The organism is Undibacterium sp. 14-3-2 (assembly GCF_016595265.1).
Classification (GTDB): domain Bacteria; phylum Pseudomonadota; class Gammaproteobacteria; order Burkholderiales; family Burkholderiaceae_D; genus Undibacterium; species Undibacterium aquatile.
This window is the reverse complement of record NZ_JAENGS010000002.1, coordinates 706,434-724,427: the sequence shown is the minus strand read 5'-3', so window position 1 is coordinate 724,427 and position 17,994 is coordinate 706,434. Positions and strand designations below refer to the sequence as shown.

Here is a 17,994-nt window from a genome sequence, read left to right as displayed (position 1 = left end):
ATATGCAAAGCGCAAAGGAGCCAAAATGAATGCCAACCCACAATTTCTGTCCGCCACCGCGACAGTTGATGAAGCCGCGATACAGCCGCTGCCGAATTCCCGCAAAATCTATGTACATGGCAGTCGCCCCGATATCCGCGTGCCTATGCGCGAAATCAGCCAGTCGGATACGCCCGCCATGTTCGGTTCCGAAAAAAACCCGCCGATTTATGTCTACGACACTTCCGGCCCTTACACCGACCCTGACGTCAAAATTGATATCCGCTCAGGCTTAGCTTCTGTGCGTGGCAACTGGATTGCAGAAAGAAACGATACCGAAGAACTGCCCGGCCCAACTTCCGAATATGGCATAGCGCGGCTGAATGATCCCAAACTGGCTGAACTGCGCTTCAACCTGAAACGCAAACCACGTCGCGCGCTGGCAGGAAAAAATGTGACGCAGATGCACTATGCGCGGCAAGGCATCATCACACCAGAAATGGAATACATCGCGATTCGCGAAAACCTGCAACGCAAAGCATATCTGGAGCAATTAAAAGCGTCCGGCCCTATGGGCAATAAGCTGGCTGAATTGATGGGACGCCAGCATCCGGGGCAGTCTTTCGGCGCATCGATTCCGAACGAAATTACGCCGGAATTCGTGCGCTCAGAAGTTGCACGCGGCCGCGCGATTATTCCGGCGAACATCAATCACCCTGAAGTCGAACCGATGATCATCGGTCGCAATTTTCTGGTGAAAATTAACGCGAATATCGGCAACTCTGCAGTGACTTCATCGATTGGTGAAGAAGTCGAAAAAATGACCTGGGCGATACGCTGGGGCGGCGACAATGTGATGGATCTCTCGACCGGAAAACACATCCATGAAACCCGCGAATGGATCATCCGCAATTCACCCGTTCCTATCGGTACCGTGCCGATTTATCAGGCTTTAGAAAAAGTGAATGGCAAGGCCGAAGATCTGACCTGGGAAATCTTTCGCGACACGTTGATTGAGCAAGCAGAGCAGGGTGTCGATTACTTCACGATCCACGCCGGTGTGCGTTTGCAATATGTGCCGCTGACGGCGAAGCGCATGACAGGCATCGTTTCGCGTGGCGGTTCCATCATGGCGAAATGGTGCCTCGCGCATCATAAAGAAAGCTTCCTGTACGAGCATTTTGAAGACATCTGCGAGATCATGAAAGCCTACGATGTGTCATTCAGTCTGGGTGACGGCTTGCGTCCGGGTTCGATTTACGACGCCAACGATGAAGCGCAACTCGGTGAATTGAAAACGCTGGGCGAATTGACGCAGATAGCATGGAAGCACGATGTACAGGTGATGATAGAAGGCCCGGGTCATGTGCCCATGCACCTGATCAAAGAAAACATGGATCTGCAACTCGAGCAGTGCCACGAAGCGCCGTTCTACACACTGGGGCCTTTGACGACCGACATCGCACCTGGTTACGACCACATCACGTCCGGCATTGGTGCGGCGCAAATCGGCTGGTATGGTACAGCCATGCTGTGTTACGTGACACCGAAAGAACATCTGGGTTTGCCGAATAAAGTCGACGTCAAAGACGGCATCATCACGTACAAAATCGCTGCGCATGCGGCTGATCTGGCGAAAGGTCATCCGGGTGCACAAATCCGCGATAACGCCTTGTCGAAAGCACGTTTTGAATTCCGCTGGGAAGATCAGTTCAACATCGGTCTTGACCCTGACAAAGCGCGCGAATTTCACGATGAAACTCTACCGAAAGATTCTGCCAAAGTCGCGCATTTCTGCTCGATGTGCGGGCCGCATTTCTGTTCGATGAAAATCACGCAGGAAGTGCGTGATTACGCAGCGAATCAGGGTATCAGCGAAATCGATGCGCTGAAAAAAGGCATGGAAGTGAAGGCGGTGGAATTCATTAAATCCGGCGCTGAAATTTATAAAAAACAGTAAGCGGTGACGATGATGGAAATTCAGTTAAATGGCGCGCCGCATCAGATCAGGTCTGCACAACTGCTGGCTGATTTAATTGCCGATCTGAGTCTGATGGACAAAGCGATTGCGGTGGCGGTGAACCGCAAGATTATTCCGCGCTCGTGTTGGGCAGAGCACGCATTGCAGGCGAATGACAAAGTCGATGTGGTGCGCGCCATTGGTGGCGGCTGATGGCTGAAAAATAACCCAGACAGTTCGCACCAGTTGACAGGAAAAACACAAAAGGATTTGAAGATGCAAACAGAAATAAATAAAGAAATCGACGCAGACAGCGGCCTGACGATTGCCGGTAAAACTTACCGTTCACGCTTGTTGGTTGGCAGCGGAAAATATAAAGATCTGGAGCAAACACGTCTGGCGACGGAAGCTGCGGGAGCGGAAATTATTACGGTTGCAATTCGTCGCGTGAACATCGGGCAAGACCCGAATGCGCCTAGCTTGCTGGATGCGGTGCCGCCATCCAAATACACAATCTTGCCGAATTCAGCCGGATGCTATAACGCAGCAGATGCGGTCTACACCTTGCAGCTCGGGCGCGAATTACTGGGCGGCCATAAGCTGTGCAAACTCGAAGTGTTGGGCGATGAAAAGACCTTGTTCCCGAATATGCCGGAAACTCTGAAAGCCGCGAAAACACTGGTGCAGGATGGCTTTGATGTGATGGTGTATTGCAGCGATGATCCGATACAGGCGCGTATGCTGGAAGACCTCGGCTGCGTTGCGGTGATGCCGCTGGCGTCACTCATCGGTTCCGGCATGGGCATACTGAATCCATGGAATCTGTCACTGATTATCGAACAGGCCAAAGTGCCAGTGCTGGTCGATGCCGGTGTTGGTACCGCGTCCGATGCAGCAATTGCGATGGAGCTGGGTTGCGATGGCGTGTTGATGAATACCGCGATTGCCGGTGCTAAAGACCCAGTCCGCATGGCGCGGGCAATGGGGTTGGCGGTTGCAGCGGGGCGCGAGGCGTTTCTGGCAGGACGTATGCCGCGCAAATTTGCAGCATCACCATCCTCACCGATGGCAGGGCGCATCGTCTGATGGCAGCGACGATCCCGCAGCGCCCATGTGTGCTGGTGTTTGCCGGACACGATCCCAGCGGTGGCGCGGGCATACAGGCGGATATCGAAGCGATCGCCGCGCAGGGCGCGCATGCCTTGCCGGTCATTACTGCATTAACCGTGCAAGACAATGATCATGTCTACGCGCTGGAGGCGGTGCCGCACACGCTGATAATTCAGCAAGCACAGTGCTTACTCGACAAAATAACGGTGACTGCGATAAAAGTCGGTATCGCTGGTAATGCAGAAAATGCACGTGCTATTGCTGCACTGATACAGCAGTTGCGGATAAAAAATCCGCGTCTGCCGGTGGTGGTCGATACCGTGCTGGGCAGCGGTCACGGTGATCGTTTATCGGCGGATGATGCGGTCGCTGCGATACAGCCTTTGCTGAAAGTCGCGACGTTGCTGACGCCGAATCTGCCGGAGTTGCAAAGGCTGGTGCCGCACGCTGCCCAACCTTCATCGCAGGTCACAATACTGATGCAAATGACGGCAGCCGATGTCCTGCTGAAAGGCGGGCATGCAGCGGGGGCGCTGGTCAGCAATTGCTGGTATGCACATACCGGGGATGAGCAGCGTTGGCAATGGCCACGCTTACCGGGAGAATTTCACGGCAGCGGTTGCACGCTGGCGTCTGCGATTGCCGCTCAGCTGGCGCTGGGGCATTCCATGCAACACGCTTTGCATCAGGCGCAAATCTACACACAACAAAGTCTGCAGCGTGCTTACGCAATCGCAGACGGGCAATTTATTCCGGGGAGATAAATTCAAATGACAAAGATACATACATTGCGTGGTTTATATATCGTGACCCCGGACTGGGACGATACAGCGCAGTTACTCGCTGTCACTGAACAGGTCTTGCTGGGCGGCGCGGCGCTTGTTCAGTATCGACACAAAACGGCAGACATGGAATTGCGGCGGCAACAGGCATCGGCTTTGCTGGCTTTGTGCCGACGCTTTGGAAAACCTTTTATCGTCAACGATCATCTGGATTTGTGTATGGAAATCGATGCCGATGGTTTGCATGTCGGCGGTACCGATATTTCCGTGGCTGAAGCGAGGGCGCAGATCGGTGCCGATAAAATTCTGGGAGCCTCGTGTTATGGCGATATACAACTGGCGCGCAGCGCGGTTGCAAGCGGTGCCAGTTACATTGCGTTTGGCGGATTTTATCCGTCACGGATCAAACAATATGCGGTCACTACGCCCGCAGATATTGTGAGCGACGCGGGCAAAGAATTCGATCTGCCGCGGGTGGTGATTGGCGGTATGACACTGCAAAACTGTCAGCCGCTGATTGCCAACGGGGCGGAAATGGTGGCGGTCATCAGCAGCGTGTATATGGCAGAAAATCCGCGTCAGGCCGCTGCCGATTTCTGTGGCTTGTTTTGAGCTAATTTTGGACATAAATATACTCCCGGGAGTATATTTTGAAGCCCTTTGTTTATGCCGAGATTAGCCTGGTTTTATCATTTTTCAGGGGGAGTATGCAGAATTTCCGATATTGTTAAGGTATTTTCTGCAAATTTTTTGCTGTAGTGTGGGGCGCTGGTAACGCGCAATCCTATGCGTTTTCCGGGCATGCTATTACACGCCGGTCTGCCGGATATTCTGCAGATCGACGCGGCAGCGCAGGGTCTGTCCCGTATAATCGGGGTATGCAAAATTTACTTCACAATCTCAATCCTGAACAGCTTGCCGCTGTGACTTTGCCGGCGCAGTCGGCGCTGATTTTAGCGGGTGCCGGTTCCGGCAAAACCCGCGTGCTGACGACCCGCATTGCGTGGCTGATACAAACCGGCCAGGTTTCCCCGCAGGGCGTGCTGGCGGTGACCTTTACCAACAAGGCCGCCAAGGAATTGCTGACGCGGCTGTCGGCGATGTTGCCGATCAATACCCGTGGCATGTGGATAGGTACTTTTCATGGTCTGTGCAATCGCCTGTTGCGCGCACATCACCGCGATGCCGGTTTGCCGCAGACGTTTCAGATTCTCGATTCCGGCGATCAGTTATCGTTCATCAAGCGCTTGCTGAAAGCGAATAATATCGACGACGAAAAATTTCCGCCTAAGACCCTGATGTATTTCATCAACAGCGCCAAAGATCAGGGTTTGCGCGCCGCGCAGGTCGATGCCTACGATGATTTCAATCGCAAACTGGTGGGGCTGTACGATCTGTATGACGCCCAGTGCCAGCGTGAAGGTGTAGTCGATTTTGCCGAGCTGTTATTACGCACGTATGAACTACTCAGCCGCAATCAGCCTTTGCGCGAACACTATCAGGCTCGCTTCAAACATATACTGGTCGATGAGTTTCAGGATACCAATGATCTGCAGTACAAATGGCTGAAGCTTATGGCTGGCGCTGGCAGCAGCCGTGGTGCTGCGGTGTTTGCGGTCGGCGATGATGACCAGAGTATTTACGCTTTCCGCGGTGCGAATGTTGGCAATATGTCGGCATTTGAACGTGAGTTTGAAGTGCAGAATCTGATCAAGCTGGAACAGAATTACCGCTCGCATGGCCACATTCTGGACAGCGCCAATATTCTGATTGCGAATAACAGCAAGCGTCTCGGCAAAAATCTGCGTACCGATGCCGGGCATGGCGAACCTGTACGCGTGATGGAAGCCAGCAGCGATATACAAGAGGCGAACTGGATCATAGAAGAAGCAAAAAATCTGATCCGCGAAGGTTTGCCGCGTAGTGAAATAGCGATTCTGTACCGCTCGAATGCCCAGTCGCGCGTGATAGAACATGCCTTGTTCAGCGCGAATATTCCGTATCGTGTGTATGGCGGCCAGCGCTTTTTTGAGCGCGCCGAAATCAAGCATGCGATTGCGTATCTGCAGTTGATGGATAACCTGCACAATGATTCCGCCTTTTTGCGGGTGGTGAATTTCCCTACCCGTGGCATCGGTGCACGTTCTCTGGAGCAGTTGCAGGATGCCGCGAAACAGCATGCCTGTTCACTGTATGCGGCGGTGCCGTATGTCGGCGGCAAAGCCGGCTCATCGCTGGCAGCGTTCATCAAACTGATCGAAGGTGCGCGCTTTGAAACGCAGTATCTGCCTTTGCCTGAGATGGTGCAGATCGTGATCGAACTCAGCACTTTGAAGACGCATTATCAGACAGAAAAAGAAGGCGCTGACCGCATAGAAAACTTGGATCAGCTGGTGAATGCCGCGAGTCTGTTTGTGGCGGAAGAAGGTTTTGGCAAAGATGCCCCGGCGCTGACCGGCCCCGCATCTGCCAATACCGTTTTGCTGGATAACGGCGACGGCAATGTCATCATCGATGCGGATGCGGCCTTACCCACGGTGATGTCGCCATTGTCAGCCTTTTTGTCGCATGCTTCATTGGAAGCGGGTGATAATCAGGCGCAAGCCGGGCAGGATGCGATGCAGTTGATGACTGTGCACTCTGCCAAAGGGCTGGAATTTGATGCCGTATTTATCACCGGTCTGGAAGAAGGCTTGTTCCCGCACGAGAACAGTGCTCAGGAAGAAAGTGGCGTCGAAGAAGAGCGGCGTCTGATGTATGTGGCGATTACCCGCGCGCGTCAACGCTTGTATCTGAGCTTCTCGCAAACCCGCATGCTGCATGGACAGACGCGTTACAACATGCGCTCGCGCTTTCTGGAAGAGTTGCCGGAAGAATCCTTGAAATGGCTGTCGCCAAAAATTCAGCCGCAATGGTTTGGTAATAAAAAATCGGCATGGGATGATGCTCCTGCTGCAGGCGCGAATCGCATTGCGCAGAATTTTAATCAGGTCGCGGATGCGAATGCATGGCGTATCGGGCAGGGTGTCGCGCATCCTAAGTTTGGTGAAGGGGTGATCGTAAATATCGAAGGCAGTGGCACAAATGCACGTGCACATATCAATTTCGGTAAGTTCGGTATGAAGCTGCTGGATCTGAGTATCGCCAAACTGGAAAAAATCTAATTGTTCATCGAATCAACCTCGCTGGGATTTTGACGGTCAGCGCAGTTTATTTCGCGACATGTGGATGTCGGAGTTGATTGTGTTCGCTGCTGTGGCGTGTTGATCTACTTAAATTAATGGAAAAGGACGCAGAATGACGACCGATATGTTGATTCAGTATGTAGCGGCGGCGATCTTCGGCATCGCTGTGCTGCATACTTTTTCCACCAAATTTTTTATCTCTCTGGCGCACAAAAGTCAGCATCATGCGGGTCTCTGGCATTTGCTGGGGGAAGTCGAGGTCGTCTTCGGCTTCTGGGCCTTTGTGCTGGTTGCCGTGATGGCTTTGCTGTTGAATCAGAAAGACGCGATTCATTATCTTGAGGCGCAGAATTTTACTGAGCCTTTGTTCGTTTTTGCGATTCTGGTGGTGGCCGGTACCCGGCCGGTACTTTGGGCAGTGCAGGCTTTCGTCTCTCGTATCGCGCGCGCGCTGCCGTTAAACACACAACTGGCTTCTTATTTCCTGTGCCTGTCTCTGGTGCCCTTGCTTGGTTCATTTATTACTGAACCGGCAGCGATGACATTGGCAGCGCTGATGTTACGCGACCGTTTTTATTCGCAAGCGATTTCTGAGCGTATGAAATACATGACGCTGGGCGTTTTATTCGTCAATATCTCTATTGGTGGCGTACTCACTTCGTTTGCGGCGCCGCCGGTGTTGATGGTCGCAGAGAAATGGGGTTGGAACAGCGTATTCATGATGCAGATGTTCGGCTGGAAGGCCGCTTGTGCCGTCGTATTAAATGCCTTGTTGTTGAGCCTGTTCTTCCGTAAAGAACTGACGGCACTGAAAGCGCCGGAGCCGACGACAGCGGATGCGCCTGTGCCTTTTTCTGTCGTGGCAATTCATTTTATTTTTCTCGCGGCCACGGTCTGGTTTGCACATTATCCGGTCGTATTTCTGGGACTGTTTTTATTTTTCCTCGGATTCACAGAAGCTTACAAACAGTATCAGGATAGGCTGATGTTGAGAGAAGGCTTGCTGGTCGCATTTTTTCTGGCTGGCCTAGTGGTTCTTGGCGGCAAACAGGCGTGGTGGCTGCAACCGTTGCTGGCAGGCATGGATAACGCTGTCTTGTTTTTCGGCGCGGTCGTATTAACGGCAGTGACGGACAATGCCGCGCTGACTTATCTGGGGTCGCTGGTCGTTGGTTTGCCGGATGCGGCCAAATATGCGCTGGTATCTGGCGCTGTCACGGGTGGTGGTTTGACGGTGATTGCGAATGCGCCGAATCCTGCTGGGTTCGCGATTTTAAAAGACTCGTTTAACGAAAAAGCGATCAGCCCGCTGGGTCTGATCGCCGCTGCAGCATTACCGACTGGTATCGCCGCTTTGTTTTTACATTTTGTGTAAGCCTCAGGCGCTGCTGGCTGGATAGCTGCAAATGCTCTGCTGCAACAGCGCTTGAGTCTACCTTCAAAATGCGCCGTTGCAGTAGGGCGTTGGTATCTGCTGTCAGATATAGTAAGCCGTTGATGTCATCACTTTGGCCATCAGTTTCATCACCATTTTGATTGGCTGGGGCGTTTCACTTGCCCCTAAGGCTTGTGCTGCGGCACCGTGTGCAACCTCGTCAACGCGCATCTGTTCGACAATCGCACGCGACCTGTTGTCATGTGCAGGCAGCGACTTCAGGTGTCCGGCCAGATGGGCTTCAACCTGCCGCTCGGTTTCAACGACAAATCCCAGACTTGCTGCATCGCCACATTTTGCCGCGATGACGCCGCAAGTGTAGGCGCCTGCATACCAGAGTGGATTCATGAAACTGGTATGGGAGTTCAGTTCTTTCAGGCGGCTTGCCGTCCATGCCAGATGATCTTCTTCTTCGATGCAGGAATGTTGCAACTGGCGGGTCACTTCTGCTGTATGTGAAAACGCACTTTGAGCGTCATACAGCGCCTGCGCACAGATTTCCCCGACATGATTGACCCGCATCAGACCGGCGCTGTGTTTTTTTTCCTGCTCACTCAGCGCGTCTTCAGTAGTGACGGTCGCGGCGGGATAAGGGCGCGAGCTTTTCGCCTGAGCCGAAACGGTGCGCAGCGCGCGATCAAAGCTGAGGACGATACGATCTATATTTGGCAGAGACATGGTTTCGATGCGGTAAAAGGTAAGGCGCTATTGTAAAACAACAGACCCGGGGGCTGGCTTTAAGCTGGCGCAAGGCATGCGCAGATAACAGGTGCCTCACGGGTACCTAAAAGTGACTATCGGCGTGCTGAATGCGACTGTTGTCGCCGCGCCACATTTAATTTGCTTAAACACGGTCGTTCGCAAATTCTCTTTGCCCAAATCCAAGTAGTTTGGTTCAATCGTTCCTAGATTGTTTATCAATCAGTTTGGAAGAACTTGCAACACAATCAAAAAAGCGGCCTAACTAAGAGCTGCAGACATCAAGTCAAATCACACTATAAAATCTGGAGACAATTTCAATGAAAAAATCACTCATCGCTTTTGCTGTACTGGGCGCGTTCGCATCTGCGGCATCTGCGCAATCTAATGTGACCGTCTACGGTATCGTCGATGCCGCTGTTATGTACACCAATAATCAAGCGGGTGGCACCAATAAAGCCGTTATGGAAGCTGGTCAGCTGTTGACATCTCGCTGGGGTATTAAAGGCAGCGAAGATCTGGGCGGCGGTCTGAAAGCTAACTTTAATCTGGAGGGCACTCTGGCGAACGATACAGGCGCAGCAGGTGCCGGTTTTGGCGGCAGCAACCTGACGCAAAATTTCAGCCAGGCCGGTAACAATACTTCCCTGTTTGACCGCCTTTCCTGGGTTGGTCTGTCTGGCGATTTCGGTGCTGTTACGATGGGTCGTAACAATATTCTGGGTGTGGATTCCGTTGGTCTGGCTGATCCTATGAGTCTGGCACATGCAGGTACAAATCCTAACGTAGCGTTGGTGGGCTTGAACTCTGGTGCATTCTTCGGCGGTTTCGGTACAAATCAGGGCGGTACAGCTCTGCGTCAAAATAACTCGGTTAAGTATGTTTCCCCTTTCATTTCTGGCTTCGCTGGCGCGGCGATGTACGGTTTCGGTGAAAAAGCAGGCGAAATTTCTTCCAGTTCTTATGCTGGTCTGGCAGGTATCTTCACAGATGGCACGAATGGCGCCGCATTATCTTTCGCGAAATTGAAAGATCCTACAGGAAATGTTTCTCTGAGCGGTTGGGCTGGTGGCGTTAAATACAAAGTTGTGCCATCAACTACTTTGCGCTTTACCTATGGCCACAATACAATTGAAGGCAATCTGGGTGCTCCGGTTGCAGTGACATCGCCAAACAATAATCGCAAGATTACCGTTATTGGTCTGGGTGTTGACTATGCGGTTTCTGATCAGTTGACTCTGACTGGCGCTTACTACAATACAAAACGCTCGGGCGATTTCGATGGTAAGGCTGATCAGTACATCGGTCTGGCTAAGTATGCATTCAGCAAACGCACTACTGCTTACGCATCGCTGACTTATGCTAAAGCTGGTTCTTCAGCTTTGAAAGACACTACATTGGCGCTCGGTATCATCGGTACTGATGGCGTTCAGAGTAGTGCGACTCGCGCAGCATTTGGTATCTTGCACGCATTCTGATATGTAGTTTCATCAGTTAGCGCAATTAAAAAGCCAGCGAATCGCTGGCTTTTTTTCTTTGAACAACGAAATTTATTAATGACGTTGTGTTGACGTCCTTGTGATTTTTAATGTTTTTTCGTTATTTTAATTTTAAAAAACTCATATTCAGATACTCGAATTTTCTCTTTCACTATGTTCTTATCGTCCAGAGTAATATAGATTTCCGGTTAAGGTCTGTTGTGGAATTGAGACATCAATTTCGCTTATTTACCCTCGAACGTCGATTTAACTTGGCTGTTCTTCTTCAAATTTGGTCAAATACGATTGTTGATATTAGCAGTTCATATATTTTGACGTTTCATTTTTAGTATCACTTGCCAGCAAGTTGAAATGAATGATCGAAACTCAACGTAATTGTCTTAAACCCTTTGGAGAAATAAAAATGAAAAAATCACTTATCGCATTGTCAGTATTGGCAGCAGTTGCAGGTACGGCTCAGGCGCAGTCTTCTGTTACCGTTTACGGCGTATTGGATATGGCTATTCAAAACGAAAATAATGGTGGTAAAGCTGGTTCTAAAACAGCATTAGATGCTGGTGAACAAGCGGGTTCTCGTCTGGGCTTTAAAGGCACTGAAGATTTGGGCGGCGGCTTGAAAGCAATTTTTGCTCTTGAAATGGGTATTTTGGCTGATACCGGTGCATCTCAAGGCGGCTTGTCATTTGGTCGTCAGGCTTGGGTTGGTCTGGAAGGAGATTTTGGTACAGTAAAAATGGGTCGCCAGTACACACCTCAATTTTATTTCTTTGACGCAGTCGATCCATTTGATCTTGGATTTACATCTGGATCAGCTGGTGCATCGACATCTACTGGCGGTGTGTTTGGCTTTTTGTCGAACAGTGCATGGCGCGTGAATAACAGTGTCAGCTATCAATCCAAAGATATTTCCGGCTTCAGTGCCCGCGCTTTATATGGTTTTGGCGAAGTTGCTGGCAATAACTCTGCGAATCGTTCTGTTGGTATTAGTGGACAATATGCAGCAGGCCCAGTTTATGTTGGCGCTGTGTACTACAAGCAAAATGATGTTGCTGGTAATGGCGTAAAATCTGTATTGGTTGGTGGTACTTATGATTTCGGTGTTGCGAAAGCAGCTGTTGGCTACTCGAAAGATACATCGGATACAAACGTTGTTGATCAAAAAGGTTATATGATCGGCGTTACCGTACCAGTTACGACAGCGGACACTTTCTTGGCGACAGCAGCACGATCTAAGAATAATTTATTCTCTACAGCGAACACAAGTACACAACTGGCAATCGGCTTTACCCATGCATTGTCCAAACGTACTAATTTGTACACATCATTTTCTCGTAACACAAATGATGCAAACGTAAATCAAGCTGGTTTGGCTGCAGACAAAGGTTTGACAGATCGTCTGTTTAACGTTGGTATTCTCCATTCGTTTTAATATTTAATAGACGAAAGTTTATTTAAATAAAAAAAAGCACCTTCGGGTGCTTTTTTGCGTATGAATTTTCATCGGTCAGGAGAGTCTGAGATCAGTCGCGTTTGCTCGATTTTTATTCGCTGAATGTTGTTTTGGAGACGTTCCGTCTCTAGTGATGATTGAGCTCCTGGGGAATGAGTGAACTCTCATAACATCGAGTAAACGGTTCGGTTTGCTAACGGTTTTACTTCTGCGGTCTCTTTATTTATTATTCGCTCTCCGGTGGTGCGAGATTAAAATGTTCGTAAGCCAGTGATGTGGCAATTCTTCCACGAGGAGTACGTTGCAGGTAACCCTGTTGTATCAGATAGGGTTCCAGTACATCTTCAATGGTGTCACGCTCTTCACCGATTGCCGCCGCAACATTGTCGAGTCCGACGGGGCCTCCACCGAATTTAAACAGGATGGCTTCCAGGAGTTTTCTATCCATCAGATCGAAGCCAACGGTATCTACGTCCAGCATCTTCAGGGCGGAGTCGGCAATATCTTTGGTGATTTCCCCATTGCCTTTCACCTCGGCATAGTCGCGCACTCGTCGCAGTAAGCGATTGGCGATACGCGGTGTGCCACGCGCGCGATTAGCGATTTCTCTCGCGCCAGCTTCGTGTATCGGTGCATTCAGGAGGGAGGCCGAACGTGTGACGATACGCGTCAGTTGTTCCGGCGTATAAAATTCCAGGCGGGCGACGATACCAAAGCGATCACGCAAAGGATTCGTCAGCATGCCCGCCCGCGTTGTTGCACCGACCAGGGTGAACGGCTGCAGATCCAGTTTAACCGAGCGTGCAGCGGGGCCTTCGCCGATCATGATGTCGATCTGATAGTCTTCCAATGCAGGATATAAAATCTCTTCAACGACGGGAGACAAACGGTGAATTTCATCGATAAACAGCACATCGTTTGCTTCCAGATTCGTCAGTAGTGCGGCCAGATCACCTGCACGCTCCAGAACCGGCCCCGAAGTCTGACGCAGGTTTACTCCCATTTCACGGGCAATAATGTGTGCCAGCGTGGTTTTACCTAAGCCCGGAGGGCCGAACAGCAGGGTGTGATCGAGTGCTTCTCCGCGCTGGCGCGCAGCCGTGATGAAAATTTCCAGCTGATCACGGATTTTTTCCTGCCCAACATATTCGTCGAGTTGTTTAGGCCGTAATGCGCGTTCAATCGCTTCTTCATTGACGGACACCGGTGTTGCCGCAATGATGCGCTGTTCGCTGAAATTGATCGAAAGATTATCTGTCTGTATGCTCATGATGTAATTTTTCAGCCTTTAGACAGTGATTTCAGGGCGAGTTTGATGCCTTCCGATACGCCTGCATCTTTTGGTACGGATTTCATCGCCAGCATTGCTTCTTTATCGGAATAACCCAGAGCTAACAAGGCATTCAGAATGTCGGCGCTATGATCACCTGCTGCAGCCGCCATACTGGACGTAAATAAATCGGCACCGAGTTTGCCCTTGAGTTCCAGTAACAGGCGCTCGGCGGTTTTTTTGCCTATTCCCGGAATGCGGGTTAAGCGGCCGACTTCCTGCATCGTAATTGCTTGTGACAGATCTGCCACAGACATTCCTGAGAGAATAGACAATGCTGTACGTGCACCGACGCCGCTGATTTTAACCAGTTGCCGGAAGGTCGCGCGTTCTTCTGCTGAGCCAAAACCAAACAACACATGCGCATCTTCGCGTATGGCCAGATGCGTCAGCAAAACCACTTTTTCACCTAATGGCGGCAGGTTATAAAACGTGCTCATCGGCACATCGACTTCGTAGCCCACACCCTGACAATCGATCAGTAATTGAGGGGGATTTTTCTCTAGCAGAGTGCCTGCGATGCGACCTATCATGAGACTGCTTTCATACTGTATGAATAAGCAGTGATAGTAAACGATTCTCTCCGGCTTGACGAGAGTGTGTCAGCGAAATTCCATCACTCAAGGCTGCTGTTGCTTTCCTGAGTTGTGATGGAGGATAAAAATAGATGCGGGAAGAGATATCATCGTGTTGATAAGGGTTTTCAGGTAAAAATGCCCGCTAAGGCGCATCAATATTGAGACATAGCAAGTGGCGAATGAGTGCCAGAGATGGAATGTTATTTGACAGGATTAGCATTTACCCTATCAGTCTGCCGGCTTTCACACGCAAGCCTTTTTTGGCCAGTTCGGGCGCAATGGCACTCAAGGTTGCCAGGGCTTCACCGCTATGGGCGTGGCAAATCGCAACCCCGAGCGCATCAGCGGCATCCGCACTTGGTGTGCCGGATAGCATTAACAGACGTTGCACCATATCCTGCACCTGCTCCTTGCTGGCACGTCCCTGGCCGACAACCCCTTGCTTGACCTGCAGCGCTGTGTATTCCGCGACCATCAGATCGGCGGCGACTAATGCGCAGATGGCTGCGCCACGCGCCTGTCCCAGCAGCAAGGTGGATTGGGGATTGACGTTGACGAAGACTTTTTCTATCGCCGCACAATCAGGTTGATAAGTGCGGACAATTTCAGAAACGCCAGAAAGGATAGTTTTCAGCCGCTCAGGTAAAGAACCTTCGACCGTTTTGATGGTGCCAGATGCCACGTAAGTGAGCTTCTGTCCCTGCTTATGAATAACCCCGAATCCAGTTGTCCGCAATCCGGGGTCGATACCTAAAATCTTCATGTGTGCCTTGCCCCGCAAAAGAGCAAGGCGAATGATTAATGACGGAAATGACGTGTGCCAGTATAGACCATCACCACACCGCGTTCATCTGCGGCATCAATGACTTCCTGATCGCGCATAGAGCCACCCGGATGAATCACACAAGTCGCACCTGCATCGACCACTACATCCAGACCGTCACGGAACGGGAAGAATGCGTCGGATGCAACTGCGGAACCTGCTAGCGACAGCCCGGCATTTTGTGCTTTGATTGAAGCGATACGGGCAGAATCAATACGGCTCATCTGACCTGCACCAACACCCAGCGTCATACCGTTGCCACAGAATACGATCGCGTTCGATTTAACGTACTTCGCGACACGCCATGCAAACATCATGTCGGCCATTTGTTGTGGTGTCGGTTGAAGTTTGGAAACAACGCGCAATTCTTCCTGCAAAACGTTTTTCGCGTCCGGTGCCTGTACCAGCAAGCCACCGCCGACACGTTTGACATCGTATTGATTAACTTCATTGCCCAAAGCAATTTCCAGCAAACGTACGTTTTGTTTGGCAGAAAAAATCGCTTTTGCTTCCGCTGTGAACGATGGTGCGATCAGCACTTCAACGAATTGTTTAGCGACGATTTCTGCTGCTTTGCCATCGAGTTCACGGTTGAATGCGATGATGCCACCGAAGGCTGATGTCGGATCGGTTTGTAATGCTTTGCTGTATGCCTCAAATGGTGTCGGGGCTACCGCCACACCGCAAGGATTCGCATGCTTAACGATGACACAAGCGGATTCTTTGAACGACTTAACGCATTCCCACGCAGCATCAGAGTCAGCGATGTTGTTGTACGACAGTTCTTTGCCTTGCAATTGTTTGTAGTTGGCGAGTGCACCGTCAACTGCTTTCAAATCACGATAGAAAGCTGCCGACTGATGCGGGTTTTCGCCATAACGCATTTCCTGCACTTTGTCGAAATGCAGATTCAGTGTCTGTGGATAAGCGCTGCGTGTCGTGTGTGCTTTATCTTCACCGAGGCTGGTCAGATAGTTAGTGATAGCACCGTCATATTGTGCGGTATGCGCAAAGACTTTTTTTGCCAGCGTGAACTTGGTGTCATAACTGACGACGTTTTTATTCGCCTTCATTTCTGCGAGCACAACGGCGTAATCGCTGGGATCAACAATCACGGTCACGTCTTTGTGATTTTTTGCTGATGAGCGCAGCATCGTCGGGCCACCGATATCGATGTTCTCAATCGCATCTTCAAGTGAGCATTCTGCTTTGGCGACCGTTTGCTGGAAAGGGTAGAGATTCACAACGACCATATCTATCGTCGGAATGCCATGCTGTTCAAGCGCTGCAACATGCTCAGGAAAATCGCGGCGCGCCAGAATACCACCGTGTACTTTCGGGTGCAGTGTTTTCACACGTCCGTCGAGCATTTCAGGAAAGCCCGTGTAGTCCGCTACTTCTGTTACAGCTAAACCATTATCGGCCAATAATTTAGCGGTGCCGCCAGTGGAGAGCAACTTGACACCGAGTGCAGACAATTCACGTGCAAATTCGAGCACACCGGTCTTGTCGGAGACGGAGATAAGAGCTTGTTTGATCATGATGAAGATAAGTGAGTAAGGAAATCGGTGTCAGGCGCTGGCGGCAAATAATTACAGCAAACCGTGCTGCTGCAATTTCTTGCGCAAGGTATTGCGGTTAATGCCGAGCATGTCTGCTGCTTGTGACTGGTTGCTGGAGGCGCGTATCATCACCATTTCCAGCATAGGTTTTTCTACTGCTAATACAACCATGTCGTAAATATTGGAGGCGGGTTGTTCGCCGAGATCGCGGAAATATTTTTCCAGATTTTTATGGACGGCGTCCTGAATGCTATCTTTGCTCATGCTGTTTTTGTCACTGTTCGGTTATGCCGGTCGGCGCTTTCATTTCAATGCTGAAGGCGCTGATGTTATGCGGTCGGATTACAAATATCGGTTTGTTTTACGCCGCCATTTTTTCTTCAAAGGGGCGGTATTGTAACCGTTCCCCCGCCATGCGATCAAAAAAATGACTGACGGCATCAAGTTGTTCATCGCAAGAGGTCAGCAAATTCATTTGCTGCCGGAATTCCTCGCCGTTGACGAGATCCTGCACGTACCAGCCTATGTGTTTGCGCGCAGTCCTGACGCCAAGATATTCACCGTAAAACTCATAATGTGCTTTCAGGTGGTTATCCATCAGGTGCCTGACTTCGCTGATCAGTGGCGGTGGTAAGTGTTCGCCTGTTGCCAGGAAATGTTCGATTTCGCGAAAGATCCATGGCCGCCCTTGTGCTGCACGCCCTATCATGATCGCATCTGCACCGGTAACTTCTAACACGTACTTTGCTTTTTCCGGCGTGGTGATATCGCCATTGGCAACCACTGGAATAGTCACCGCCGCTTTGACGGCGGCAATGGTGTCGTATTCGGCATCGCCTTTGTAGCCGTCAGCACGGGTACGGCCATGCAAGGTCAGCATTTGTATGCCAGCAGATTCCGCCATACGTGCAATCGTCAGCGCGTTTTTGTTTGCTCTGTCCCAGCCAGTACGGAATTTTAGCGTGACCGGCACATCGACGGCACCGACCACGGCATCGAGAATTTTGCCAACCAGCGATTCGTGTTGTAGCAACGCCGAGCCACACCAGGCATTGCATACTTTCTTGACCGGGCAACCCATGTTGATGTCGATGATCTGCGCGCCCTTATCCACATTATGTTTTGCGCAATCCGCAAGCATTTGTGGGTCAGCGCCCGCGATCTGTACTGCCTTTGGTTCCATCTCTCCGGCATGGTTGGTGCGCCGGGTCGATTTTTCGGTTTCCCATAATTTCGGATTCGATGCCGCCATTTCCGAAACGGCATAACCTGCACCAAGTTCTTTGCATAACTGACGGAAAGGTCTGTCGGTGACCCCAGCCATGGGAGCCACAAAAATATTGTTACGCAAGACGTAGGAACCAATTTGCACGATGAGGTGGGAGGGAATTTGAAGAAGCGCTATTTTACCTGAAACCTGCCTAAATAATTAGCAAATACGCTGTTTTCTGAAGGAATATTTATTTCAATCAGGTCGCGATTTTGATAGCTTTAGACTTGCTTTTCTAAATTTCGACAGCCAGTCGGTACTGGCTTGTCGTCAGGTTTTGTTTGGTTGAAGTTTGGCTGAAAATTGCGCAGCATGTGTGTGCTTGATGTAGA

The 17,994-nt window shown here is 50.6% G+C and carries 16 protein-coding genes; 9 read left to right on the top strand and 7 right to left on the bottom strand.

Features of this window, described 5'->3' with window-relative positions; genetic code table 11:
- Window positions 1–25 precede the first annotated feature (25 nt).
- The 7 genes from thiC (at window position 26) to Undi14_RS07690 (ending at window position 8,391) form a co-directional block, all read left to right on the top strand.
- Window positions 26–1,939, top strand: a complete 1,914-nt coding sequence (gene thiC / locus Undi14_RS07720; protein ID WP_200179156.1) for a phosphomethylpyrimidine synthase ThiC — start codon at window positions 26–28, stop codon at window positions 1,937–1,939.
- A gap of 12 nt (window positions 1,940–1,951) precedes the next feature.
- On the top strand, window positions 1,952–2,152 hold the full coding sequence (gene thiS, locus Undi14_RS07715) for a sulfur carrier protein ThiS (protein ID WP_200179291.1): 201 nt from the start codon (window positions 1,952–1,954) through the stop codon (window positions 2,150–2,152).
- Window positions 2,153–2,215: 63 nt separating this feature from the next.
- Window positions 2,216–3,025, top strand: a complete 810-nt coding sequence (locus Undi14_RS07710) for a thiazole synthase (protein WP_200179154.1) — start codon at window positions 2,216–2,218, stop codon at window positions 3,023–3,025.
- Window positions 3,025–3,813, top strand: a complete 789-nt coding sequence (locus tag Undi14_RS07705; RefSeq protein WP_200179151.1) for a hydroxymethylpyrimidine/phosphomethylpyrimidine kinase — start codon at window positions 3,025–3,027, stop codon at window positions 3,811–3,813. The genes Undi14_RS07710 and Undi14_RS07705 overlap by 1 nt, the downstream gene beginning before the upstream one ends.
- 6 nt (window positions 3,814–3,819) lie before the next feature.
- A complete protein-coding gene (gene thiE / locus Undi14_RS07700; protein ID WP_200179149.1) occupies window positions 3,820–4,443 on the top strand; it encodes a thiamine phosphate synthase in 624 nt (207 codons plus the stop codon).
- A 266-nt stretch (window positions 4,444–4,709) separates the two neighbouring features.
- Entirely contained in the window at window positions 4,710–6,995 is a 2,286-nt protein-coding gene (locus Undi14_RS07695; protein ID WP_200179141.1) for a UvrD-helicase domain-containing protein, read from the top strand.
- A gap of 133 nt (window positions 6,996–7,128) precedes the next feature.
- Window positions 7,129–8,391 carry a putative Na+/H+ antiporter gene (locus Undi14_RS07690; RefSeq protein ID WP_200179140.1) on the top strand — a complete coding sequence of 421 codons (1,263 nt, stop codon included), beginning with the start codon at window positions 7,129–7,131 and terminating at the stop codon, window positions 8,389–8,391.
- A 102-nt stretch (window positions 8,392–8,493) separates the two neighbouring features.
- On the opposite strand, the gene coq7 is transcribed toward Undi14_RS07690, so the two are convergent.
- Complete coding sequence (gene coq7, locus Undi14_RS07685; protein ID WP_186883310.1) at window positions 8,494–9,123, bottom strand: 2-polyprenyl-3-methyl-6-methoxy-1,4-benzoquinone monooxygenase; 630 nt, start codon at window positions 9,121–9,123, stop codon at window positions 8,494–8,496.
- A 347-nt stretch (window positions 9,124–9,470) separates the two neighbouring features.
- Between coq7 and Undi14_RS07680 the strand changes: the two genes are divergently transcribed.
- Window positions 9,471–10,628: a porin gene (locus tag Undi14_RS07680; RefSeq protein ID WP_190478912.1), complete on the top strand. Its 1,158-nt coding sequence runs from the start codon at window positions 9,471–9,473 to the stop codon at window positions 10,626–10,628.
- A 376-nt stretch (window positions 10,629–11,004) separates the two neighbouring features.
- Window positions 11,005–12,078, top strand: a complete 1,074-nt coding sequence (locus tag Undi14_RS07675) for a porin (RefSeq protein WP_234030468.1) — start codon at window positions 11,005–11,007, stop codon at window positions 12,076–12,078.
- A gap of 247 nt (window positions 12,079–12,325) precedes the next feature.
- On the opposite strand, the gene ruvB is transcribed toward Undi14_RS07675, so the two are convergent.
- From ruvB to dusB, 6 genes are all read right to left on the bottom strand, one after another.
- Window positions 12,326–13,369 carry a Holliday junction branch migration DNA helicase RuvB gene (gene ruvB / locus Undi14_RS07670; protein ID WP_200179139.1) on the bottom strand — a complete coding sequence of 348 codons (1,044 nt, stop codon included), beginning with the start codon at window positions 13,367–13,369 and terminating at the stop codon, window positions 12,326–12,328.
- Window positions 13,370–13,380: 11 nt separating this feature from the next.
- Window positions 13,381–13,962, bottom strand: a complete 582-nt coding sequence (ruvA, locus tag Undi14_RS07665) for a Holliday junction branch migration protein RuvA (RefSeq protein WP_200179138.1) — start codon at window positions 13,960–13,962, stop codon at window positions 13,381–13,383.
- Window positions 13,963–14,227: 265 nt separating this feature from the next.
- Window positions 14,228–14,770 carry a crossover junction endodeoxyribonuclease RuvC gene (gene ruvC, locus Undi14_RS07660; RefSeq protein ID WP_186897096.1) on the bottom strand — a complete coding sequence of 181 codons (543 nt, stop codon included), beginning with the start codon at window positions 14,768–14,770 and terminating at the stop codon, window positions 14,228–14,230.
- 35 nt (window positions 14,771–14,805) lie between these two features.
- Window positions 14,806–16,371 (bottom strand): bifunctional phosphoribosylaminoimidazolecarboxamide formyltransferase/IMP cyclohydrolase, encoded by a 1,566-nt coding sequence (gene purH / locus Undi14_RS07655; RefSeq protein ID WP_200179137.1) that lies wholly within the window; start codon window positions 16,369–16,371, stop codon window positions 14,806–14,808.
- A gap of 51 nt (window positions 16,372–16,422) precedes the next feature.
- Window positions 16,423–16,656 carry a helix-turn-helix domain-containing protein gene (locus Undi14_RS07650; protein ID WP_186882779.1) on the bottom strand — a complete coding sequence of 78 codons (234 nt, stop codon included), beginning with the start codon at window positions 16,654–16,656 and terminating at the stop codon, window positions 16,423–16,425.
- A gap of 97 nt (window positions 16,657–16,753) precedes the next feature.
- Window positions 16,754–17,764: a tRNA dihydrouridine synthase DusB gene (dusB, locus tag Undi14_RS07645; RefSeq protein WP_200179136.1), complete on the bottom strand. Its 1,011-nt coding sequence runs from the start codon at window positions 17,762–17,764 to the stop codon at window positions 16,754–16,756.
- Window positions 17,765–17,994 lie beyond the last annotated feature (230 nt).